This is a genomic window from Pseudoalteromonas sp. APC 3250 (genome assembly GCF_030407915.1).
Lineage (GTDB): Bacteria > Pseudomonadota > Gammaproteobacteria > Enterobacterales > Alteromonadaceae > Pseudoalteromonas > Pseudoalteromonas tetraodonis.
In genome coordinates, this window is sequence record NZ_JASDCM010000020.1 from 1 (window position 1) to 22,920 (window position 22,920).

Consider the following 22,920-nt stretch of genomic DNA (forward strand, 5'->3'; position numbering starts at 1 on the left):
GCCGTTGAAGACTACAACGTTGATAGGCAAGATGTGGAAGTGGTGTGAGCCATTAAGCTAACTTGTACTAATTACCCGTGAGGCTTAACCATACAACGCCAAACGCGTTTTATGTGATAGTTTAAGCAAGAAGTTAATAGACTAAAGTAGATACTTGAAGACTTTTATTATCAGAAATTCCAAATTTTAGTAAGCTCGATTAAATCGACCTTACACCAAATTTGCTTGGTGACAATAGCGTTTTGGACCCACCTGACCCCATGCCGAACTCAGTAGTGAAACGAAACAGCGCCGATGATAGTGTAGCATTTGCTATGTGAAAGTAGGACATTACCAGGCTCCAAATTGAGAAAGCCCGATTCGAAAGAGTCGGGCTTTTTTACGTCTGCAGGAAAGTGAAAACGCAGGTGAAAGGTAAAAGGCATCAGGTAAAAGGAAAATAATAAGCGCCTAATGCCGACTCTATACATTTGCTATGTAACTCTCTACCGCGTGGGCACCACGACACTACCAGGCTCCAAATTAGAGAAAGCCCGATTAGAAATAGTCGGGCTTTTTTACGTCTGCAGAAAAGTGAAAAATAAAGGTGCAAGGTGAAATGCACTAGTTAAAAGGAAAAAATAATAGCCAAAAGCTACCTGCATGCTTTCATTATGACTCTCAACGCTGTTTTGCCATGCGCTGTTGCTAAGAAGTAGCAAACAGACTCAAATGAGCCGCAGCTTACTTTGAGTTTTTATATTATTAAAGCAAGCTTAACGGTGTTCGTTTCTGAGAAAAATATAATTTTGCTTTGTTAGTGGCTTTGATTTAGGATCAAAACAGTTTAAAACCAATATTGATTTGCCTGTGTATAGATTATTAATTAGCGCCTTATCCATTTTCTTTTGTGTTTCTGTATCTGCAGTTGAAGTAACTGATCTATATCAAGATATTTTGGTTGTAGAAGATAAATCTCGTGATGCGCGTTTAGACGCTAGTCGCAAAGCGCTTCTTAACGTACTAGTAAAAGTGAGTGGTGATAAAAGTGCAGATGAAAATCAGATAGCACAGCAACGCACCAAAGATATATCTGATTATATGCTTAAATTTGAATACGATGAGCGTATTCCCGGAACGCTTAAGTTACTAGTTAAATTTGAAGCGCGAAAGATCAATGCACTAATAAAAGATCTTAATTTGCCGTTGTGGGGAGCTCAACGTCCACTGGTTGCTATCTGGTTAGGCATTGAAGATAACAGGCAGCGAGAGCTGGTTACTCAAGAGAGTTATCCTCAGTTAGAGCAACTGATTTACGACAAAGCAAGCCGCCGCGGTTTACCGGTTGTTGTGCCTTTACTCGATTTACAAGACAGACGGCTTGTTGGTGTCCCTGAAGTTTGGGGAAATTTTTCTGGGCCTGTAGAAGAGGCATCTAAACGCTACAGTGCTGAGCGAAGTATTACTGCTAGAATGTATCAAGCGTTTAACTCTGATAATTGGGTACTAGATTGGCGCTTTACCAATGATGAAATGTTTGAATCTAACCGTATCACTGGCTATAGACAGCAAATTGTTGCGCAAATGATTGATGATTTAGCACAAGGTTTAGCTGGTGAATATGCGATTGATCCTAATGCTTATTATGAGCAGCGTACTGCCAATTTAACTTTAAAAGGGACTGAGAGCTTTGTTGATATTGAATTGGCTAAGCGCCGCTTAATGAATCTAAGCGTAGTAACTCAAGCTGTTATTTTACGCAAAACACCCGATTCGGTTGAGTTTGAGCTTCATCATACGGGGACTGTGAGTGACCTTAAAAAAGCCCTTGGCCTGGATAACGCCTTTAAAGACTATGTTGATCCTCGTGCTTTTTATCACATAGTTGATGAGCAAAGCCTAGAGTATCAATGGGTTGTAAATTAATGCTAACTCAAGAGCCAATACAAATGGCATTGCCGGTTACTTTACCGGACGATGAAACATTTGCATCCTACTTTGGCGGTGAAGACTCACTCGAGGTAAATCATCTCAAAGATAGCTTTTCTAAGCTTGCTCACTCTTTTCAGTATACCTATTTGTGTGGCTTAGGAGATTCTGGTAAATCTCACTTACTATATGCTACCTGTATTCAAGCACAAGAGCGTGGCTTATCTAATATGCTGCTTTCCATGCGCGAGGTCATTCATTTTGGACCAATGGTTTTAGATGGGCTTGAAGCATTGGATGTATTGTGTATTGATGATGTGCACTTGGTAGCAGGCAATGATGCATGGGAAAAAGCGTTATTTAACTTTTTTAATCGCTTTAATGAGCCCAATAAAATGCTGGTAGTGACTGCCGATTTACTGCCTAACATGCTTAATATTAGCTTGCCCGACTTAGAATCCCGTTTAAAGTGGGGCACTACGTTTCAAATTCGTTCTATGAGTGACGATGATAAAGCACAGGCGCTGGTTAAGCGTGCAAATATGCGTGGGCTTGAACTGAGCGATGAATGTGCGCGATTTTTATTAACGCGTTTGAGTCGTGATATGCGTGCTTTATTGGATGTATTAGACAAATTAGATCACGCATCCATGGCTGCACAACGAAAATTGACTATTCCTTTTATAAAATCAACGCTAAAGCTGTAGTAGGTCTAGAATCTAGACCCTGCTTTCAGTTATCATTAGCTAACTAAATTGTAATCACCTTCTGTGAAAGATCAGGTATCGAATGAACTTAGAAAACATATTAGCGCAAGCACTTGAGGCGGTAGCCAGTGCCAGTGAAATCGCGCAGCTAGAAGAGATCAGGGTTAACTATCTTGGTAAAAAAGGCGAAATTACCAGCTTACTTAAAACGTTAGGTAAAATTGCCCCTGAAGAACGTAAAGAAGCAGGCCAAGTAATTAACCAAGCTAAGCAAGACGTGCAAGTTGCGATTAATGACAAGCGTGAATTGTTAGCAAGTAAAGCATTAGAAGAAAAACTAGCAGCAGAAACAATCGATGTAACTTTACCTGGGCGTGTTATGCCATCGGGTGGTTTGCACCCAGTAACTCGCACCATTGAGCGTATTGAAAGCTTCTTTGGTGAACTTGGCTTTGCTGTTAAATCAGGCCCTGAAGTTGAAGATGATTTTCATAACTTTGATGCGTTAAATATACCAGAGCATCACCCAGCTCGCGCCGATCACGATACCTTTTACTTTAATCCTAAGCTGGTTTTACGTACTCAAACCAGTGGTGTACAAATTCGTACTATGGAAACTGAGCAACCGCCACTGCGTATTATTTCGCCAGGGCGTGTATACCGTAATGACTACGACCAAACACACACGCCTATGTTCCATCAGGTGGAAGGGTTGATGGTTGATACTGATGTAAGCTTCACTGAGCTTAAAGGTATTTTACATGACTTTTTACGTAACTTTTTTGAAGAAGACATGGAAATTCGTTTTCGTCCTTCATTCTTCCCGTTTACAGAGCCTTCAGCCGAAGTGGACGTGATGGGTAAAGATGGTAAATGGTTAGAAGTATTAGGCTGCGGCATGGTTCATCCTAACGTACTTAAGTCTGTAGGCATCGATCCTGAAAAATACACAGGTTTCGCTTTTGGTATGGGTGTTGAGCGCTTAACCATGTTGCGTTACGGCGTAAACGATTTACGTGCGTTTTTCGAAAATGACTTAAAATTCCTAAACCAGTTCCGTTAAGAGTGAAGAGATAAAATGAAATTTAGTGAAAAGTGGTTAAGAGAGTGGGTAAATCCTGCAATTGATACGCAAGCTCTTTCGGAACAGCTTTCAATGGCTGGTTTAGAAGTAGATGGCGTTGAGCCGGCAGCAGCCAAATTTAATGGTGTTGTTGTAGGTGAGGTGGTTGAATGTGGCCAGCACCCTGATGCAGATAAACTACGTGTAACAAAAATTAATGTTGGTGGTGATGAACTGCTTGATATTGTTTGTGGTGCACCAAATTGCCGCCAAGGTATTAAAGTTGCAGTTGCCACTGTTGGCGCAGTGTTACCAGGCGATTTCAAAATTAAAAAAGCCAAACTCCGTGGTCAGCCTTCACACGGCATGTTATGTGCGTTTGATGAGCTAGGTATTAGTGAAGAAGGCGATGGCATTATGGAATTGCCTCTTGATGCGCCTATTGGTAACGATTTACGCGAATATTTAGCGCTTGATGACAACATTATTGACGTAGATTTAACGCCTAACCGTGGCGACTGTTTAGGTATTAAAGGGCTTGCCCGCGAAGTCGGCGTACTTAACAGTATTGATGTAAATACATTAAGCATTCCAGCGGTAACGCCGACAATTGAAGACAAAGTATCAATTGAGTTGGTTAACGATGATGCCTGTCCTCGCTATTTAGGGCGTGTTATTAAGGGCATTAACCTAGACGCTGAGACGCCATTATGGATGGTTGAAAAGCTACGTCGTAGTGGTGTACGTTCAATCGATCCGGTTGTTGATGTGACTAACTTTGTATTATTAGAGCTTGGCCACCCAATGCATGCATTTGATTTAAATGCGATTGAAGGTGGAATTAAAGTACGTAGTGCAACCCCAGGTGAAGAGCTGGTTTTATTAGACGGTAATACGGCTAAATTAAATGAATCGACATTAGTGATTGCCGATCATCATAAAGCACTAGCCATTGCTGGTATTTTTGGCGGTGAGCAATCGGGTGTTACTGAAAAAACAACTGATATCCTGTTAGAAAGTGCATTCTTCAACCCTGTGGCTATTGCAGGACAAGCACGCAGCTATGGTTTGCACACTGATGCATCTCATCGCTATGAGCGTGGCGTCGACTTTGCACTACAACACGATGCCATGGAGCGCGCTACAGCGTTACTTCTGGAGATTGTAGGTGGTAACGCAGGTCCAATCGTTGAAGCTGTTGCTGCAGATAAACTACCAAAAGTAACTGAAGTGCGTTTACGTCGTTCACGTTTAGACCGTGTTATTGGTCATCACATTGACGATGCTAAAGTAACCGATATACTTACGCGTTTAGGTCTTGATGTTAAATTTGACAATGATAGCTGGAGCGCTGATGTACCAAGCTACCGCTTTGATATTCGTATTGAAGAAGATTTAATTGAAGAAGTAGCACGTGTATACGGTTACAACAGTATTCCTAATGTGGCACCAACTGCAAAACTTAAAATGACCACACACGATGAGTCAACTGTTGCACTGAGCCGTTTTCGTAATGCGCTAGTAACCCGTGGTTATCAAGAAGCCATTACTTACAGTTTTGTTGATCCTAAAGCGCAAGCTATTTTACATCCAGAGTGTAACGCATTGGTATTGCCGCACCCAATTTCAATTGAAATGTCAGCGATGCGTGTAAGTTTAATGCCTGGCTTATTAGCATCTGTTGCCTATAACCAAAACCGCCAGCAACCACGCATTCGCTTATTTGAACATGGCCTTAAATTTATCAGCGATGAAAGCGCAGAAAATGGCGTTTACCAAGTGCCGGTTATTGGTGGTGTTATTACCGGGCTTGTGCATGGCGAACATTGGGTTGAAGAAAAACGTAACGTTGATTTTTACGACCTAAAAGGGGATGTTGAAGCATTACTTGCTATTACCAATGATGTTAGCCGCTTTGAAATTAAAGCCGAGCAATCAGATGGCCTTCATCCTGGTCAATCAGCTGTTATTTATGTTGATGGAAAAAAAGTAGGTTTCTTTGGTGCATTACACCCTCAAGCGCAAAAATCGTTAGATATCAATAACGCTACTTTTGTGTTTGAAATTGAAATGTCGGCATTAGAAAAAAGAAATTTACCGCAGGCTGTTGGGGTGTCTAAATTTCCATCAAATCGCCGCGACATCGCTATTTTAGTACAAGACAGCGTTAAAATAGGTGATATTTTAAACGTCATCGGAAAAGTTGGCGGAAATCAATTGGTTGACCTAAACTTATTCGATGTGTATAAGGGCAAAGGTATTGAGCCAAATTATAAGAGTTTGGCGATTGCTCTAACACTGCAAGCGGTTGATAGAACACTCGAAGAGAAAGATATCAATCAGGTAGTTGATAACGTGGTGGCCGCACTGGCCGAAAAGTTTAATGCATCGTTGAGGGACTAGATATGGCGCTTACTAAAGCCGACATAGCTGAACACCTATTTGAAAAGCTCGGGATCAATAAAAAAGATGCCAAAGATTTAGTTGAAGCGTTTTTTGAAGAAATCCGCTCAGCGCTTGAAAAAGGCGAGCAGATTAAGCTCTCTGGATTTGGTAACTTTGATCTTCGAGATAAGAAAGAAAGGCCGGGACGTAATCCGAAAACGGGAGAAGATATCCCAATTTCAGCACGTCGCGTGGTTACCTTTAGACCGGGGCAAAAGTTAAAAACCCGTGTCGAAGTAGGCACTAGCAAAAAATAAACAAAAAGGCAGCGTAAGCTGCCTTTTTTGTATCTGTTTTATTATTTCCGGGGGGAGATAAACGTTCCTTGATCTATTTGCTGCAAAGTCTGCTCGGCTAACCTATCTAAACTCTCTAAATTCTTTCCTTGTGCTATTAACTGCTGCTCAATTAACAGTATATCAATATGTTCAATACCAGAAAACTGAGCTATTTTGGCAAAAATATAAGCATGTTTATATTGTTGATGTTTATAAAACAGGCTGATTAAAGACATATATATTTCAGGGTTCGGTTCATGCTTCGCTTTATTCAGCGCTAGCGTGTTGTATAAAAAATTAATCGCTTTTTCTTCATCAACCTTAATGTAATAAGACGCTAAGTAAAATTGCATCTCAGCACTTTGTTCAACTTCTGCAGTATGTTCTAAAGCGAGCAAACGTGTTAATGCACTTTCGTCATTGTTTCTTGACCAATGATAATAAAGCAAGCCCGGGTGGCTGGTGTGTTTTGTCTGTTGATAAATCCGTGCCATTTCCCTCATGCTCGTTAAGTGGGCATGTCGGCGAGCCGTGGTTTTGCTTTTTAGTTTTATGTGCTGAATGTTGGCTGCCAAAGCAATACATTGATTGTAATGCTCAAACGCTTTAAGTAATTGATATTTTTGTTCATCGGTTGGTTGTAAAGATTCAAGGTGACGAGAAAAAATAGTACGTTCTCGCTGCGCTTTACAGTGACTATCTTGGTTAAGATCATTACATATGGCCGGCGATTGAACGCAAATATCTTCAACGGTTAAAGATTCTTCACAGCCTGTAAGCAAAATTGCAAAGGCGAGGGTTATGCGCTTAAAAGCCATCCGAGTCTCTCAAATTATTAGGGTCTGTTGACCTTTCAAGGTTGAATTTGCAGCAGTCTGTTTGGTATTGAGACAAGGCAGAGCCTATGTGGTGTGGTTATTCCCCATAAATAGGCGATAACGTAGCATCAATGCCAAACAGGCGCTGCCCGAAGGGTTCTGCCTAGGTGCGATTTACTCTTTGTTGCCTACATGGATGTAGGTAAGGGGCGTGAGCAGGACGCGGAAGCTTTGCTCGGTTTTGACTTAGCCCACTAGGTTACAAACCTCGCGCCGCGATTAAATTGTCCCTAGTTTGAACAAATTTTAATCCGCAAAGGTCAACAGACCCTCATATAGTATTATTCTAGCCTAAACTTTAGTCTCTAACAGTAGAGAATAAAATGAGATTAAATTAGAATAGACCTGCCCGAAGGAATGCGTTGCTCTCAAAATTTGATGCATTCTTAGGCTATCCGTTCAAAATTGTTTAATTAGGTAAAAAAAATGACCTCATCTCACGAGTTAGAATACACAAGTAGCTGGCAAGAACGTCAAGATTACGCAGAAAGCATGCAGCCTATTATTGGTAAATTGTACCGTAATCGTGGTATCGAAATCGCTGTTTACGGCCGTCCATTAGTAAATTCAAGCACTATTGATATTATCAAGTCTCACAAATCAGTAGCTCAATTTGAAGGGACTAAACTGCGCCTACGTGAAAGCTTCCCATTCTTAGAAGCTATCAGCAAAATGGAATTAAATTCTGCCCGTATCGATATTGGTAAATTAGCATACAGCTATTTATACACAGATGCAGCGAATGGTCGTTCAGTAGAAGAGTTTGTTAAAGATGAACTTGCTGAAATTGTTGACTCTAAACCAAAAGCACCACGTGACGTTGTACTTTACGGTTTTGGTCGTATCGGTCGCTTATTAGCGCGTTTATTAATTGAAAAATCAGGCCCGTATGCCGATTTAAACCTTCGCGCTATTGTTGTGCGTGGCGGTAAAGATGGCGATTTAGAGAAACGTGCAAGCTTATTACGTCGTGACTCTATCCATGGTCCATTTAATGGTTCTATCACTATCGATAAAGAGCGTAATGCAATTAAAGCGAACGGTAGCTACATTCAAGTTATCTACGCTAACTCGCCAAGTGAAGTTGATTACAGCGCCTACGGCATCGAAAACGCATTAGTCGTTGATAACACAGGTATCTGGAAAGATGAAGCCGGCCTTGGTCAGCATTTAGAATCTAAAGGGGCTGCAAAAGTATTATTAACAGCGCCTGCTAAAGGTAATATTAAAAATATCGTTTACGGTGTAAACAACCAAGATATTTTACCGGAAGACAAAATTGTCTGTGCAGCAAGCTGTACAACCAATGCGATTACGCCAACACTTAAAGCATTAAACGATCAGTTTGGTATTAAGAATGGCCATGTTGAAACGGTTCACTCGTACACTAATGACCAAAACTTAATTGATAACTACCACAAAGCGGAACGTCGTGGTCGTGCTGCGGCGCTAAACATGGTTATCACTGAAACAGGTGCTGCGAAAGCGGTTTCTAAAGCATTACCAGAGCTTGAAGGTAAACTAACAGGTAACGCAATCCGTGTACCTACACCAAACGTATCGTTAGCTATCTTAAACTTGAACCTTGAAAAGAGTACAACGGTTGAAGAGCTTAATGCGTTTTTACGTGAAACAGCACTTCACTCAGACCTACGTGATCAAATTGATTACACAGCATCAACTGAAATCGTCTCTACCGATTTAGTGGGTAGCCGTTACGCAGGTGTTGTTGATTCTCAAGCAACGATTGTTGATGATAACCGCGTAGTACTTTACGTATGGTACGACAATGAGTTTGGTTATAGCTGTCAGGTAGTTCGCTGTATGCGCGACATGGCAGAAGTCTCATTCCCAAGTTTACCTCGATAAACACATGAGCTATTAAGAAAAGCCAGCACTTGCTGGCTTTTTTAGGTCTGAAGATTTTTAAAGTGAAGCGGTTATGGTACGCTTTATTAAATTGGGTACGCGTTTATACACTTTTAAAGTGCAGTGACACGTATTTACCTCTTGGCTAAATGCCTTAGCCAAAGACACACAGTTAACTAATAGGTTTGTTGTAATGAAAATCAGTAGCAATTTCGACAGTGGTAATATTAAAGTTATTGAAGCCACCGATCCGTTAAATATTCAGCTAGAAATTAATAAAGATCATCAGTCTGAGTTTTATCAGTGGTTTCACTTTCGTCTTGAGACAACGCCTTATCAACTTCATCAGTTAAATATTAATAATCTTGATAAGTCTGCATACCCTGATGGTTGGGTAGACTACCAAGCTGTCGCTTCATACGACCGTCAAACATGGTTCCGTGTACCGTCTTCGTATGAAAATGGCACATTAACATTTGAGCTTGAGCCTGAGTGCAGCAGCGTTTACTTCGCCTACTTTGCTCCTTACAGCTACGATCGTCATTTAGACTTATTAGCATGGGCGCAAAGCCAAGAAATTTGCCAACTAGAAACACTAGGCCAAACACTTGATGGGCGTGACATGAGCGTGCTTAAAATTGGTCAGCCAAGCGCCGATAAAAAAGTAATTTGGATCACTGCTCGTCAACACCCAGGTGAAACAATGGCAGAGTGGTTTGTAGAAGGCTTAGTACACAAGCTACTTGATGATGAAGACCCTCATGCAGCAGCCTTACTATCAAAAGCGGTATTTTATATCGTGCCAAACATGAATCCAGATGGCAGTGCACGCGGTCACCTACGCACTAACGCTAAAGGGGTTAACTTAAACCGTGAATGGCAAACACCCAGCATGGAAAACAGCCCAGAAGTTTACTTAGTACTTAATAAAATGCGCGAAGCCGGCTTAGACATGCACCTAGACATTCATGGTGATGAAGCCATTCCATATAATTTTGTTGCCGGTAGCGAAGGCATACCAAGCTATGATGCACGCCTAAAAGGCCTAGAAGATAGCTTTAAGGCCGCGCTTTTAACTATTACTCCAGAGTTTCAAGATACGCATGGCTACGATAAAGACGAACCAGGTCAAGCTAACCTAACAGTAGGTTCATCAGCGACAGCAGAAGAATTTAAAGCACTTACTTACACAGTAGAAATGCCATTTAAAGATAATAATGACTTACCCGATCCAGATTATGGTTGGTCAGATCGTCGTTCATATCAATTTGGTCAAGATACTTTAGCAGCCATTGTTAATGTTGTAGACAACTTAAGATAAAACGTTAGTTTCAAAGGGTATCAATAAATATTGATACCCTTTTTACTTTTAGCTAAACCAACCGTATCAAAAAATAAGAATCATTTACCCACCACAGCACTAAAACGTTTCAATACACCTTCTCGACAGATTTAATACCATATAGTCTAAATCAATTTGCACTTAGTTAAACGTTGCTCTGGAAGACTTAATATAAATAAACAATAAGTTGTTTTGAAAATTAACTGTTAACAAGGTTGGGCACTTAAGTTAATATCGATTGAACAATAAGAAAAACGGAAAAGATTAACCCCTTATTTCGTAAAGCTTATGACAGGTATTCTGAGTAGCAGAGTATGGTAATTAATAATAATAAATATAACTGTGAGGATGTTCATGGAAGCTTTTGTAAGCGCCGTTAATGATGTTGTTTGGAGTGATGCACTCATCTATTTATGCCTAGGCGCAGGTTTATTTTACTCCGTACTAACTCGATTTGCTCAAGTTAGACATTTTAAAGAAATGTGTAAGCTATTATTTAGCCCTAACACCTCAGAAAAAGGAATTTCATCTTTTCAAGCTCTTGCTGTTTCATTATCTGGCCGAGTAGGGGTTGGTAATATTGCCGGTGTGGCAGCCGCAATTGGTTTTGGAGGCCCTGGCGCTATTTTCTGGATGTGGGTTGTTGCTTTTTTAGGTGCAAGTACTGCATACGCGGAGTCAACATTAGGTCAAATTTATAAGTTAGAAGAAGACGGCCAATACCGCGGTGGTCCAGCGTATTATTTTGATCGTTGTTTAGGGCAAAAGTGGCTGGCTGTATTATTTGCTGTGTCGGCAATTATAGCGTGTGGGGTTTTCCTGCCGGGCGTGCAAGCAAATGCTGTGGGCAACGCATTCACTCAAGTATTTGGCGATGGCACTATGGTGTCTACAAGTTTTGGTGACGTAGGTAGTTTTAAACTGGTTGCGTTGGCCATTATTCTAATCGTTTTAGCGTTTATTATCTTTGGTGGTATAAAGCGCATTGCTAATTTTACGCAAATTGTAGTGCCATTTATGGCGCTTGGTTACATCGTATTGGCCTTAATTATCGTATTTTTAAATATAGACAAAGTCCCGGGTATTTTCTCGCTCATTATTGGTGATGCATTTACAGCCCAAGCAGGTTTTGGTGCTGCAATTGGCTGGGGTGTTAAGCGTGGTATCTATTCTAATGAAGCCGGCCAAGGTACAGGTCCTCATGCTGCGGCTGCGGCAGAAGTTGATCACCCTGCACAGCAAGGTTTAGTGCAAGCTTTTTCTGTTTATGTTGATACACTTTTTGTATGTACAGCAACGGCATTAATGATTTTAATGACGCAGCAATACAATGTAGTCGGTACTTTGCCAGAAGGGCAATTCATTATACAAAATGTGGATGCGGCAACTGAAGTGGGATCAGCAGCATTCACCCAAATGGCGTTGTTTAGTGTATTTGGTAGCTTTGGAGAAGCGTTTGTAGGTATCGCTTTATTCTTCTTTGCTTTTACCACCATACTGGCTTATTACTTCATTGCTGAGACAAATATCGCGTACTTAAATCGCTACTTTAAAGGAAGTATTCCGCTTGTAGTGGTAAAACTTATGATTATGTTTATGGTAGCCTACGGCATGGTTAACAGTTCCGGTTATATTTGGACTATTGGCGACATAGGCGTTGGCTTAATGGCGTGGATCAACATATTGGGTATATTAGCCATTTTCTTTGTCGCTAAACCGGCCTTAACATGTTTGAGTGATTATGAAGACCAGAAGAAAAAAGGTGGCCAAATCACATTTGATCCAGTTAAGTTAGGGATTAAAAACGCCACCTTCTGGGAAAAACGTCTTGAAAAGCAATCTAAAGACGCTGAATAAACAGATCCCAATAACCTAATATCATCTATTGGGTTAAATTCAAAAAAGACAAAGAGCAATAAAACAAGTACAATGAAAAGCGCCGAAAGGCGCTTTTTTTATGCGTAGTATGGAGAGAGATGTATGGCGATTATTCGTTGCCCCAAATGTGCAAAATCAATTTCAGATAAACATTCGCAGTGTCCACATTGCCAAAGTAACGTTGCTGAATTAAATGCCGAGCAAGTTCAACAACTTCAACGTGAGCAGCGAATTAAAAAGCAGCAAATGTTTATGAACCACTCCTTTTTAGCGCTGATCTTATTTTTAGGTGGCTTCTTTTGTTTGTACTTCCTACAACCTCAAGAAAAAACACTTCAGTGGTATGCGTATACCTCGGCCATTGGCATTGGCTGTATTTGGTACCTTATTAACCGTATTATTTTAGTGACTCTGAAAAAGAAAAAATGACATGAATATTGACAACCTAGTACAGAATATTACTCCAGAATTATTTGAGCGCCTACAGTATGGCGCGGCAACGGGAAAGTGGCCAGATGGCACGCCTTTATCAGATGAGCAAAAGCAACAAACAGTGCAACTAGTGATGTTGTACCAAGCAAAAGTAGCACAATCAAACGAGCAGTTTACCATTGGTGCAAATGGAGAAATGATCCAAAAAACCAAAGCGCAACTACAAAAAGAATTCAAATCAGATAACGAAATAGCTAGGTTCAGTGAAAATGATCTTTAAACACCTTTTTACACCAAAATGGAAACACCCAAAGCAACAAGTTCGTTTAGATGCGATTGAAAAACTTGATGTGGCACGTGACGTAACAATTTTAAGCACCTTAGCCCTTGAAGACTCATCGGCTGAAATTCGTCGTAAAGCACTGCAAAAAGTAAACGACTTACCACTGTGGTGGAAAGCTTACAAACAAGATCAGGCATTGAAAGATGTTGCTGAACAACAAATCTCATCGGCTGTATTAAACAGTGAAAGTAGCTTGTCGGCGCAGATTAAAAATGAGTACATTGAACGCTTTGCACCGGTTAAAACCCTTGAAAAACTAGCATTTGCTGAAAAAGAACTGCAAGTGAGAGTTAAGCTATTAAAACGCCTAGCTAACCCTAAACTGATTGAAAAAGCCTTTAAAGAAGCAAACGAAGAGCTGCAAAAACAGTTAGTTGATTTAGTCATTACTCAGCAGTTAACTAAAGCACTGTTAAAGCATGCTCAAGGTGAAGCCAAAGTTGCGCTAGAAAGTCATCTTGAAAACGAGCGTTTAGCGCTTGAAATGCCATCGCAAGTTGAAAACGCAACCCGTGTTATTTTAGCCAAGCTTAATGCATTGCGTGATAAAAATGACTACGCCATTGTTGACCCACAAGCTGCAGAACTCATGGCGCAGTGGCAAGCTCTTGAATTAAAATGGCTAAGTGAAGAACATGTAAAAACCCTTGATGCTAAATATATATCAATTACCGATAAGCTTGATGCTCACATTGCCACATTAAAAGCGCAACATGAAATAGAGCAGCAACGTTTAGCGCAGCAACAGCGCCAAGTGTTAGCGTTAGCTACGTTAGAAGCATTAAGTGAAGAAATTGAAAATGCATTGCAACTTGGATTAGAAACCCCAGAGCAAATTCAGCAAGATTGGCTTATTGCAAAAGTAGCACAAGCAAAAGACACACTAGATAAAACGCAATTGATGGCTGATCAGCAATCAAAACAAGTGATTAATAAGCTTGAGCAACTATTTTTACAAGTAGCCAAGTTACCTGAGCTAACTACGGCGATTAAAGAATATAAAATTGCTTACAGTGCGCTGTGCGAAATAAAACCCGCCGAGCAGCTCAGTGATTACGATCAACAACTAAGTGCCTTTAATCACACATTTAAAGAGGCACGCAGCCATTTAGATGTACTTAGCACTGATTTACAAGCGTCATTTAAAACCCAACTTAATGCGCATAAAAAGCAATTTTTAGCTGCAATGAGCGAACTCACTAAGCCGCTTGAAAAAACGCAAAGCCAAGCTAAACGCAAGGCACGTGATGTAAAACGTTTAATTGAAGAAGGGCGCTTTAACGTTGCATTTGGTGTATTTAAAGGCTTCGAAGAGTTATTTAATGCCCTAACTGAGAAATACCAACAGCCGCTGGTTAACTTAAAAGCAGACCTAGAAGCGCAATTAGCCGATGCTAAAGATTGGCAAAAATATGCGGCCGCACCAAAACGTGCAGCACTTTTAGAAGAAGTAACAGTGTTAGTTGATGAGCCGTGTAACGATCCACAACAGCGCGCTGATCAAGTTAAAGTACTTCGCAAGCGTTGGAACGAGCTAGGACGCCTTGATACAGAGCAAGAGAAACAACAGGGCAACGAGTTTGATGAAAAAATTGAGCTTTTATTTGCCCCTTGTCGCAGCTACTTCGCTGAGCAAGAAGTGCAACGTGAAGCAGCAAAAGCAGAGCGCGAGCAATTGATTGCTGATATGCATGCACTGCATTTACAAGCAACTGATACGGCTGATTTAGATTGGAAACAACTAGAAAGCAACTATAACCGTTTGCAAAAAGCATGGCGAAGTGTGGGTAAAGTTGATCCGAAAACATACCGCGTGTTGAACGAGCGTTATAAGGCAGAGCAGCAACAGGTTGTAGCGTCACTTAACGCGTTTCATAAAGGCAATGCCGCACTTAAAAATGAGCTCGTTGAGCAAGCACAGCAATTATCACAAAGCGATAATTTAGCAGACGCTTGCCAACAGCTAAAGCAGTTACAGCAACAGTGGCAAACCATAGGGTTTGCAGGCTTAAAAGCTGAAAACGCATTGTGGCAAAAATTCCGTCAGTTTAATGATGCAACTTTCACTAAACGAAGCGAAGAGTTTGAACAGCAAAAGCGCGAACAAAGCGAGTCAGATAAGCTGGCAACAACTGAGCTGAATGAGCTTGAAGCAGCATTAAATAGTGTAGAAGGTAAAGCCCAATTACTTGACTTGCAAACCAAAGTTAAAGGGTATACACAGTTTAAATCGTTAACCCCTAAAGTGTCTGCTTTGTTATCAGCCATAGATGAAAAACTGACAGGCTTAGCGGCTAAAAATGAGCAAGCTAATTTAGATGCTTTATTTGTTGCACTTGAGAACAACGAGCCAGTCCCGAGTCAATTTAATGGTGCAGTTAAAACAGCATTGAGCTGTGAGCAGCTGTTAACGCGTATGGAAATACTTGCGAGCGTAAGTTCGCAAAACTCATCGCAAAGAATGGTAGAGCAAGTAGCCATGCTTGATGATAAGCACCGTGGCGAACACGCTGATTTAAATTATTATTTAAAGCAGTTATTAGCACTCAGCGAGGGTTCAGTCACAGCTGACACACTAGCAAGGTTAAAAGTTATTTTTGCTGTAAATTAAGCGCAATCACTTTTATCAACTAAAATGAAAAAGCCGCTATTAAAGCGGCTTTTTATTATGGTTACTTACTGCCTATACGATTAACCAATAGGGTTTTGCATGAAAATTTTTGTTTTTATTTCACTACTATTTTTAACTGCCTGTAACAGTACGCAGGGTATTTCGGTTTATTCATTTACAAATTCAGAGGTTGAGTCGTTACTAAATAAAGAGTTACCTAAATTAAGTGAAAAAGTTAGCCTGATGGGCTTACCTGTGCAGTTTGATGTGAATGATTTAAGCGTTAATATTGGCCCAGATAATAGTGATTATGTTTTATTAGGTGCAGATTCTAGCGCCGAGATTAATGCTTTTGCATTAAAGTACCCAGTGCGCTTAAAGCTGCAAATACAGGGCACTCCTTTTTATGACAGCGAGAAAAAAGCGGTATTTTTACGTAATGTTAAGTTACTCGACTCAAGCATTGATGCCGGTGGCTTTAAAGGTAATTTAGAAGTGCTGGATAACGAGGCCATGGATGTAATGAATGCTTTTTTAGCCGTTAACCCCGTTTATAAGTTAAATATGAACGATCCTAAAATGGCATTATTAAGTAATTTACCTTTAGATTTAAAAGTAGTAGAAGGCGCTATTAAGCTAGTCCCTCGGTTATAATTTAGATCCAATAGGCGTAATAAAACGTATTAGTTGACCTTATTATTAATAGATTAGGTTAATTATGGCTAATGAGCGATCCGTTCCCACATCTCGACTTTCACGTTTTGCAAAGTTAGGCTCATTAGCCACTGGCGTCGCCACGAATATGTTAGTGGGCGGGGCTAAAAGTGCGCTTTCTGGTAAAGGCTGGGATAATAAAAGCTTATTGCTTCAGCCTAAAAATATTGAAAACCTAGCCACTCAACTCTCACACCTGCGCGGTGCGGCAATGAAGCTTGGGCAGCTGCTTTCAATGGATGCTGGCGACTTACTAACCCCCGAACTTGCTCAATTGCTGTCTTTATTGCGCTCAGATGCCAACCCGATGCCACACAAACAACTGGTTAGTGTTTTAAAAGAGCAGTGGGGAGAGGATTGGTTATCGCGTTTTTCTCATATTGAGCTCAGGCCGTTTGCGGCGGCGTCCATTGGCCAGGTTCATTTAGCTTATAAAGAAAATGGCGCGCAACTGGCAGTTAAAATTCAATACCCTGGAATCGCAAAAAGTGTAGTGAGTGACGTAGATAACGTGATCACTTTACTTACCTTATCGCGGTTATTACCTAAAGAGCTGGATATTAAACCCTTAGTGGCAGAAGCCAAGGCACAGCTATTAGCAGAGGCCGACTACACTCGAGAAGCTGAGTATTTAGCACGTTACAAAAACCTGTTAGCAGATAACGCGCATTTCAAAGTCCCTAGCGTGTATCCTCAGCACAGTACTGCGCAAGTGCTAACCATGGAGTATGTAGATGCCAAGCCTATAGAGGGCATTACATATTTACCACAATCAGAGCGAAGCCGAGTTGCTGAACAACTGATTGATTTATTTTTTAAAGAAATGTTTGTCTTTAATTTAATCCAAACCGACCCTAACTTTGCAAATTTTCATTACCAACCTGAATCACAAAAAATAGTATTATTTGACTTTGGTGCCACACGAGAAATTACCCCAGCACTAAGTAATGCCTATCTAGCTTTATTTAAAGCTGGTAGTAATAACGATCGTGAAGGGGTGCTCAATGCCGCCACCGATATTGGCTATTTTAAAGATTCCCTCAAAGACAATTACAAAGAAAAAGTGATTGATTTATTTTTAATGGCCTGCGAGCCACTGCGCTATAACGGCGAGTTTGATTTTAAAAATAGCGCGCTTGCTAGCAATATTAAAGATGCAGGCTTGCAGTTAAGCGCACAGTCGCAGCAATGGCATACGCCTCCTGTTGATGCGTTGTTTATTCACCGTAAGCTAGCGGGCTTGTATTTAATCGCAGCACGGTTAGAAGCAAAAATAGATATTAAGGCATTATTTAGCCATTACTAGGTGCTAAAGCAAGAGAGAATTGGCATAATACTCGCGATATTTCGCGAGGTCTGCAATGATAAAAAACTTTTTAAACGATCCTACTTTATTACTTAATGCGGTAGGTGAGGGCATATATGGATTTGATTTATCTGGTAATGCGGTGTTTGTAAATCCAGCCGCAGAGCGAATGACGGGTTGGACGGCCGATGAATTATTAGGAAAAAAAATACATCAATATCATCATCACAGTCATGCCGATGGCACGCCTTATCCTGCCGATGAATGCCAAATTTACTGCACCATGTTTGATGGCAAACGCCGCGAGGTTAAAAACGAAGTATTTTGGCGTAAAGATGGCAGCGCCTTTGCTGTTGAATATACCTCCACGCCTGTTTATAAAAATAGCCAGCTTATTGGTGCCGTGGCTGTTTTTCGCGATATATCAGCGCAGCAGCGAACCCAAACCGCGCTCCAAGATGCTTTAGCGCAAGTAAAGCATTTAAGCGAGCAGCTCAAAGATGAAAACGACTACCTTACTGCCGAGCTAAATCAGGATTGGCAAGACTCAGGGCTTGTAGGGCGAAGTGATGTATTTCAACGTATGTTGCAGCAAATACAGTTAGTGAGCGAAACCGACAGTACGGTGTTGATACTTGGCGAAAACGGTACTGGCAAAGAGCTGGTGGCGCGTAACTTACATAGATTAAGCAAGCGCAATGAGCAGGCGTTTATAAAAGTTAATTGTGCGGCGTTTACCCCTAGCTTATTAGAATCAGAGTTGTTTGGACACGAACGAGGCTCGTTTACCGGCGCAAATGAGCGACGTAAAGGGCGTTTTGAACTTGCTGATAAGGGCACTCTATTTTTAGATGAAGTGGCAGAGCTGCCGTTAGAGTCACAAAGTAAATTATTACGAGTATTACAAGAGCGCGAATTTGAGCGAGTAGGGGGCAGCCAAACCCTAAAAGTCGATATTCGTATCATTGCTGCAACCAATCGTAACTTGTGGGAAATGGTACAAGCAGGGCTGTTTAGAATGGACTTATATTACCGTTTGAACGTGTTTCCTATCAAAGTGCCAGCACTAAAAGAGCGAAAAGAAGATATACCTTTTTTATGTCAAAACTTAATTGTTCAAATAAACAAGCGGCTAGGTAAGCAATTACAGGGGTTAAGTAACAAAGCTATCAGGCAACTACAGGCCTATGACTGGCCAGGCAATATCAGAGAGCTGCAAAACGTGTTAGAGAGAGAAGCTATTTTATCTACACAGCCCACACTGCAGTTAAGTCAGCCGCTAAAAGCCGGTGATGCGAATGCTGTTAACCCAACGCTTACACTGGATGAGGCGCAAAGGCAGCATATTATCTCCGTACTGATGTTATGTAACTGGAAAATTGCAGGCGAACAAGGCGCGGCAAATAAGTTGGGCTTACCTGAGAGTACGCTTCGCTCAAAAATGCGAAAATTAGCAGTGCATCGTACTCGTTAACTCGCGATATATCGTGCATGTCGTTAAATGTCGCGAATTTTCGCTTGGGTAGTATATGTAAAATCAATTAATATCAATAAGTTAAATTAACTTTCACTGTGGTCTGAAAGTTGCAAAATCGTACTTAATACCCGTCACTATTAAGTAAGTAACATGAAGTTTGATATTAAAGAAGAAGACATGATCATTAAGCCCTACAAAGAAGAAGGGCCGATTTATATACGCGAGCAAAAAGGGTTTTTTCAGCGTATACGCCGTAATTTAGGTTGGCTGCTAATGCTCAGCTTTATCGCCATTCCTTGGATTCAATATAACGGTCAGCAAGCGGTTTTATTGGATGTGGCCACCCAAAAGTTTACTATTTTTGGCCTAACCTTATTACCTCAAGACTTTATGATTCTCGCCATGCTATTTATGGTGGGGGCGTTTGCCTTATTTTTTGTGACCAATTGGCTTGGCCGTGTGTGGTGCGGCTATACTTGCCCGCAAACAATTTGGATGTTGATGTTCTCTTGGGTGGAACAACGTATTGAGGGAACGCGTAACCAGCGTATTAAGCTTGATAAAAGCCCATGGGATATTACCAAGTGGCGTAAAAAAATCACTAAGCACAGTGCATGGCTGGTTATTTCACTCTTAACTGCCACTTCTTTTTTAGCGTATTTTATTCCAGCTAAAACCTTATACTTAGAAATGGTTAATTTTGAATGGTCTGGAATTACCAGTTTTTGGGTGTTTTTATTTGCGTTTTGTACCTATGGCAACGCAGGTTTCTTACGAGAAAAAATGTGCACAGTGGCGTGTCCGTATTCGCGCTTTCAATCGGTAATGTTTGATAAAGACACGCTGGTGGTAACCTACGATAGCGAACGAGGTGAAAACCGCGGCCCACGTAAACGCAAAGCCGATCCTAAAGCGCTTAATTTAGGTGACTGTGTAGACTGTAACTTATGTGTTGAAGTATGTCCTGCTGGGATTGATATTCGCAATGGACTGCAATATGAATGTATTAACTGTGGCTTATGTATTGATGCCTGTGACGATACCATGGATAAGTTTGGCTACGGAAAAGGCTTAATTAAATACGCCAGTGAAAAGCAAATGGCGGGGCAAAAAACTAATCCATTTAGGCTCAAGTTAGTGGGCTATGGCGCTTTAACTGCGCTGTTAATTATTTCTATGTTTGCTTGGATGCTACAACGTACGCCTATCGAAGCCTCTGTCCTTAGAGACAGAAATGCACTGTATCGGGTAAATTATGAAGGGTTAGTCGAAAACCCTTATACACTCACCATCATTAACAAAACGCAGCAACCTCTGCATTATTCTATTTCAATTAGTGGGTTAGAAGGTGCGAGCTTGCAAAGTCCTAACGCTGTGTTGGTAGAGCCAGGGTTGATGAAAAGTGTTCCTGTAACGGTTACTGCCGATGGATATGATATACCCACGAAGGTGAGTAAGCTGCAGTTTAAAATTACCGCACAAGAGGACAATAGCATTTCAATTACTAAAGAGAGTCAGTTTTATAAAAACTAGCCCATTCGGTTTTTCGTTGACTATACCTCGGTCGTGTAATTAATTTACTCGGCTGAGGTAAGCTGACTTTTTATAAATGCCTTAGCGCTTGGCAAGTCATCAAATAAGCAATCTTGTAAATGAGCGTCACGTCCTGAGCTGTGCATAATACGTTGTAGTTGCCTTATGGCTATGGGAGAGGTGAGTATAAAGGCACTCATTATGCAATTATTTATCCCCATTGTTTGGCTAACATCGATCATATTTTTTTCAGCGTCAGGGGTGGCGGCCACAACGTCGGGCGAGTGGCTAATATAGCCCCAAGGTTGATGTTTAAACGTTGCTATGGTGTCTAACAGAGCGGCTTTAAAGTGATTTAATAACTCAGGGTTTAAGTTGCCTTTAAATTGCGCAATAACAATATTACCCTCAACATAAAAACTGTAACTGCCGTAATTATTTTTAAATTCCAATAACCGCTCCTTTGTCTGCACCTTACTATGTGCTGATGGATACCATAACTATTACTTATTAATAATGTAGTCCAACGCACCCGAAATTGCCGCAACTTGCGCTAATATGCACTCTTCAGGGTTGGCCGTTGCACTATCTGGGTAAACTTCCGTGGTTGTAACGTAGGTCGCATCAGATAACCCCATGCATAAACCTAACTCTTTTGCTGCATAGTTTATTACCCCAAATTGTTCTTGAGGTACACCAATTAATTGTTTATTTTCATCGCTTGGAGCGATGTGTGTGACCTTTTCAACACATTCAATAATAGCTTTTTGAAAAGCAGGCTCTGGTTTGTTGCTGTCAGCGACTAAATAAAAACCGTCTGGAATATTCCAATTAGTATTTACTTTACCTTCGCGCGCTGCAAGTGCAGGGCGAAATTCACTGTTATCTGAATCAGTGGTTTCATGTAAATCGATATGCGCGATTAAATCAGTATTTAAAGATTGCACATAATTCATTACCAATGCAGATTCTTGCGCAGGGCTGCCTTCATAAAAAGAACGGTTTGGATCAATTGCCTCTGGGTTCCAGCGGTTTATTGTTTCATAACCCCATGGGCTAATGCAGGGAGTAATCACCAGATTAAATTTCTCTGCGTATTGAGTTGCCAATGTTTTTGCAAACCTTAATGCACCATGTACTCCGCTGGTTTCGTAGCCGTGTACGCCGCCAGTGATTAGCACTGTGTGTTTATTTTTATCAAAGTGTTGGGTTTTTAATGCAAACAAAGGGTAACTGTTTTGAGCATAATTAAGTTCACCATATTGCTCTACAATAAGCGTATCTTTTAGCTCATTAATCAGCGTTAATACTTCATCGTTATAGCTACGTTTAATTTTCTGGGCTTCAAGCCATTGGAGTTTATGATTGTTATTCCACTTTTCACCAGGGTTGCCAATAGGGTAGGTACTGTTATTCATATTAAACCTTTACGTTGAATTATCTCTGCGGGCTATAGAGCACATAGACCATAATGACGAAAATAAAGCGTTAGCTTAACGCTGACTAAAATAGCGCGCAAGTATATGCGATAGTCACTGCATTAGTTAATGGCTGAGCTTGAATGCGGATAGTGCCTTTGTTGCATAAAGTCTTCTAAAAACCATGCAGCAAATTCATGTCGGCCTTCTACATCGGCTTTACTGTAAATATCGGACGCTTGTTGACGAACGGTTTTTTCTTTTGTGTTTCTTAGTGCGCTTATTTCTTTAAAGCTTAAGCCTTTAAGTAACAACATCGCGACTTCTTGCTCACTGCGGGTCAATGTCCACTGTGAAAATTGGGTTTGAATAACACCACTGTATTCATGACGCGCATCCATCATTGCCTGTGATATGTTTTTAAGTTCTTTTTTTGAATGCACTAATTCTTGTTTCAGCGCATTAATATTGGCAGTACGCGCACGAATATCGCTAATTAAGTAAATAGCACAGGCTGCAGAAATGACAACGATTAAGCCCTCAGAAAAAATATGCCACTGCGGCACGCCTAAATGTATATCCGTTAGTACATCAAAAAAGTTTAGCACCATTATTATTAACAAGGTGGCTGCTATTAACTTGTCTCTCATTAAAACCTCTATTATCAATGCTTTATAAATACAATGGACAAATGTACCATAGCGTAATTTTCGCTATT

19 protein-coding genes and 2 rRNA genes are annotated in these 22,920 nt (G+C 40.8%); 17 read left to right on the forward strand and 4 right to left on the reverse strand.

Annotation, left to right across the window (positions count from 1 at the left end):
- The 7 genes from QL986_RS16290 to ihfA form a co-directional block, all read left to right on the forward strand.
- A 23S ribosomal RNA gene (locus QL986_RS16290) occupies positions 1-92 on the forward strand; the annotation flags it as partial.
- A gap of 132 nt (positions 93-224) precedes the next feature.
- Positions 225-339, forward strand: a 5S ribosomal RNA gene (gene rrf / locus QL986_RS16295).
- A 510-nt stretch (positions 340-849) separates the two neighbouring features.
- The gene (locus QL986_RS16300) at positions 850-1,905 is read left to right on the forward strand and encodes a DUF2066 domain-containing protein (protein WP_024603125.1); all 1,056 of its coding nucleotides are present in this window, start codon (positions 850-852) and stop codon (positions 1,903-1,905) included.
- A complete protein-coding gene (hda, locus tag QL986_RS16305) occupies positions 1,905-2,615 on the forward strand; it encodes a DnaA inactivator Hda (protein WP_024603126.1) in 711 nt (236 codons plus the stop codon). The genes QL986_RS16300 and hda overlap by 1 nt, the downstream gene beginning before the upstream one ends.
- Positions 2,616-2,697: 82 nt before the next feature.
- Positions 2,698-3,678 carry a phenylalanine--tRNA ligase subunit alpha gene (gene pheS / locus QL986_RS16310; RefSeq protein ID WP_013464600.1) on the forward strand — a complete coding sequence of 327 codons (981 nt, stop codon included), beginning with the start codon at positions 2,698-2,700 and terminating at the stop codon, positions 3,676-3,678.
- Positions 3,679-3,693: 15 nt separating this feature from the next.
- Positions 3,694-6,081 (forward strand): phenylalanine--tRNA ligase subunit beta, encoded by a 2,388-nt coding sequence (gene pheT / locus QL986_RS16315; RefSeq protein WP_024603128.1) that lies wholly within the window; start codon positions 3,694-3,696, stop codon positions 6,079-6,081.
- Between the two features lie 2 nt (positions 6,082-6,083).
- A complete protein-coding gene (ihfA, locus tag QL986_RS16320; RefSeq protein ID WP_008114070.1) occupies positions 6,084-6,380 on the forward strand; it encodes an integration host factor subunit alpha in 297 nt (98 codons plus the stop codon).
- A 41-nt stretch (positions 6,381-6,421) separates the two neighbouring features.
- On the opposite strand, the gene QL986_RS16325 is transcribed toward ihfA, so the two are convergent.
- Complete coding sequence (locus QL986_RS16325) at positions 6,422-7,219, reverse strand: DUF2989 domain-containing protein (RefSeq protein WP_290191717.1); 798 nt, start codon at positions 7,217-7,219, stop codon at positions 6,422-6,424.
- Between the two features lie 486 nt (positions 7,220-7,705).
- Here QL986_RS16325 and QL986_RS16335 point away from each other — a divergent pair, with 486 nt between their 5' ends.
- The 10 genes from QL986_RS16335 to ccoG all read left to right on the forward strand — a co-directional run bounded on the left by QL986_RS16335 (position 7,706) and on the right by ccoG (position 20,784).
- Complete coding sequence (locus QL986_RS16335; RefSeq protein WP_013464603.1) at positions 7,706-9,148, forward strand: glyceraldehyde-3-phosphate dehydrogenase; 1,443 nt, start codon at positions 7,706-7,708, stop codon at positions 9,146-9,148.
- A 193-nt stretch (positions 9,149-9,341) separates the two neighbouring features.
- Positions 9,342-10,469 (forward strand): M14-type cytosolic carboxypeptidase, encoded by a 1,128-nt coding sequence (locus tag QL986_RS16340; protein WP_013464604.1) that lies wholly within the window; start codon positions 9,342-9,344, stop codon positions 10,467-10,469.
- A gap of 375 nt (positions 10,470-10,844) precedes the next feature.
- Positions 10,845-12,347: an alanine/glycine:cation symporter family protein gene (locus QL986_RS16345; protein WP_024603130.1), complete on the forward strand. Its 1,503-nt coding sequence runs from the start codon at positions 10,845-10,847 to the stop codon at positions 12,345-12,347.
- A gap of 123 nt (positions 12,348-12,470) precedes the next feature.
- A complete protein-coding gene (locus QL986_RS16350; RefSeq protein WP_013464606.1) occupies positions 12,471-12,797 on the forward strand; it encodes a hypothetical protein in 327 nt (108 codons plus the stop codon).
- Between the two features lies 1 nt (position 12,798).
- Entirely contained in the window at positions 12,799-13,080 is a 282-nt protein-coding gene (locus QL986_RS16355; RefSeq protein WP_013464607.1) for a DUF1315 family protein, read from the forward strand.
- Positions 13,070-15,754 carry a DUF349 domain-containing protein gene (locus tag QL986_RS16360; RefSeq protein WP_024603131.1) on the forward strand — a complete coding sequence of 895 codons (2,685 nt, stop codon included), beginning with the start codon at positions 13,070-13,072 and terminating at the stop codon, positions 15,752-15,754. The genes QL986_RS16355 and QL986_RS16360 overlap by 11 nt, the downstream gene beginning before the upstream one ends.
- 99 nt (positions 15,755-15,853) lie before the next feature.
- A complete protein-coding gene (locus tag QL986_RS16365) occupies positions 15,854-16,408 on the forward strand; it encodes a DUF1439 domain-containing protein (RefSeq protein ID WP_024601178.1) in 555 nt (184 codons plus the stop codon).
- Positions 16,409-16,472: 64 nt separating this feature from the next.
- Entirely contained in the window at positions 16,473-17,774 is a 1,302-nt protein-coding gene (locus tag QL986_RS16370) for an AarF/ABC1/UbiB kinase family protein (RefSeq protein ID WP_024601177.1), read from the forward strand.
- A gap of 55 nt (positions 17,775-17,829) precedes the next feature.
- Positions 17,830-19,248 (forward strand): sigma 54-interacting transcriptional regulator, encoded by a 1,419-nt coding sequence (locus QL986_RS16375; RefSeq protein WP_138764986.1) that lies wholly within the window; start codon positions 17,830-17,832, stop codon positions 19,246-19,248.
- 153 nt (positions 19,249-19,401) lie between these two features.
- Positions 19,402-20,784, forward strand: a complete 1,383-nt coding sequence (gene ccoG / locus QL986_RS16380; protein ID WP_024601175.1) for a cytochrome c oxidase accessory protein CcoG — start codon at positions 19,402-19,404, stop codon at positions 20,782-20,784.
- Positions 20,785-20,828: 44 nt separating this feature from the next.
- Here the strand turns inward: ccoG and QL986_RS16385 are convergent, their stop codons facing one another.
- The 3 genes from QL986_RS16385 to QL986_RS16395 form a co-directional block, all read right to left on the reverse strand.
- Positions 20,829-21,236 (reverse strand): hypothetical protein, encoded by a 408-nt coding sequence (locus tag QL986_RS16385; RefSeq protein WP_024601174.1) that lies wholly within the window; start codon positions 21,234-21,236, stop codon positions 20,829-20,831.
- Between the two features lie 51 nt (positions 21,237-21,287).
- Positions 21,288-22,202, reverse strand: coding sequence for a M14 family metallocarboxypeptidase (locus QL986_RS16390; protein WP_024601173.1), 915 nt, complete (start codon positions 22,200-22,202; stop codon positions 21,288-21,290).
- A gap of 122 nt (positions 22,203-22,324) precedes the next feature.
- On the reverse strand, positions 22,325-22,852 hold the full coding sequence (locus QL986_RS16395) for a helix-turn-helix transcriptional regulator (RefSeq protein ID WP_024601172.1): 528 nt from the start codon (positions 22,850-22,852) through the stop codon (positions 22,325-22,327).
- Between the last annotated feature and the right edge of the window lie 68 nt (positions 22,853-22,920).

Bases quoted from the DNA above. Each gene is read 5' to 3' on its own strand.
- QL986_RS16370 (WP_024601177.1), top strand. From the start codon at position 16,473: ATGGCTAATGAGCGATCCGTTCCCACATCTCGACTTTCACGTTTTGCA.
- ihfA (WP_008114070.1), top strand. From the start codon at position 6,084: ATGGCGCTTACTAAAGCCGACATAGCTGAACACCTATTTGAAAAGCTC.
- QL986_RS16360 (WP_024603131.1), top strand. From the start codon at position 13,070: ATGATCTTTAAACACCTTTTTACACCAAAATGGAAACACCCAAAGCAA.
- pheS (WP_013464600.1), top strand. From the start codon at position 2,698: ATGAACTTAGAAAACATATTAGCGCAAGCACTTGAGGCGGTAGCCAGT.
- QL986_RS16365 (WP_024601178.1), top strand. From the start codon at position 15,854: ATGAAAATTTTTGTTTTTATTTCACTACTATTTTTAACTGCCTGTAAC.
- QL986_RS16355 (WP_013464607.1), top strand. From the start codon at position 12,799: ATGAATATTGACAACCTAGTACAGAATATTACTCCAGAATTATTTGAG.
- QL986_RS16325 (WP_290191717.1), bottom strand. From the start codon at position 7,219: ATGGCTTTTAAGCGCATAACCCTCGCCTTTGCAATTTTGCTTACAGGC.
- pheT (WP_024603128.1), top strand. From the start codon at position 3,694: ATGAAATTTAGTGAAAAGTGGTTAAGAGAGTGGGTAAATCCTGCAATT.
- QL986_RS16390 (WP_024601173.1), bottom strand. From the start codon at position 22,202: ATGAATAACAGTACCTACCCTATTGGCAACCCTGGTGAAAAGTGGAAT.
- QL986_RS16340 (WP_013464604.1), top strand. From the start codon at position 9,342: ATGAAAATCAGTAGCAATTTCGACAGTGGTAATATTAAAGTTATTGAA.
- QL986_RS16350 (WP_013464606.1), top strand. From the start codon at position 12,471: ATGGCGATTATTCGTTGCCCCAAATGTGCAAAATCAATTTCAGATAAA.
- hda (WP_024603126.1), top strand. From the start codon at position 1,905: ATGCTAACTCAAGAGCCAATACAAATGGCATTGCCGGTTACTTTACCG.
- ccoG (WP_024601175.1), top strand. From the start codon at position 19,402: ATGAAGTTTGATATTAAAGAAGAAGACATGATCATTAAGCCCTACAAA.
- QL986_RS16335 (WP_013464603.1), top strand. From the start codon at position 7,706: ATGACCTCATCTCACGAGTTAGAATACACAAGTAGCTGGCAAGAACGT.
- QL986_RS16345 (WP_024603130.1), top strand. From the start codon at position 10,845: ATGGAAGCTTTTGTAAGCGCCGTTAATGATGTTGTTTGGAGTGATGCA.
- QL986_RS16375 (WP_138764986.1), top strand. From the start codon at position 17,830: ATGATAAAAAACTTTTTAAACGATCCTACTTTATTACTTAATGCGGTA.
- QL986_RS16395 (WP_024601172.1), bottom strand. From the start codon at position 22,852: ATGAGAGACAAGTTAATAGCAGCCACCTTGTTAATAATAATGGTGCTA.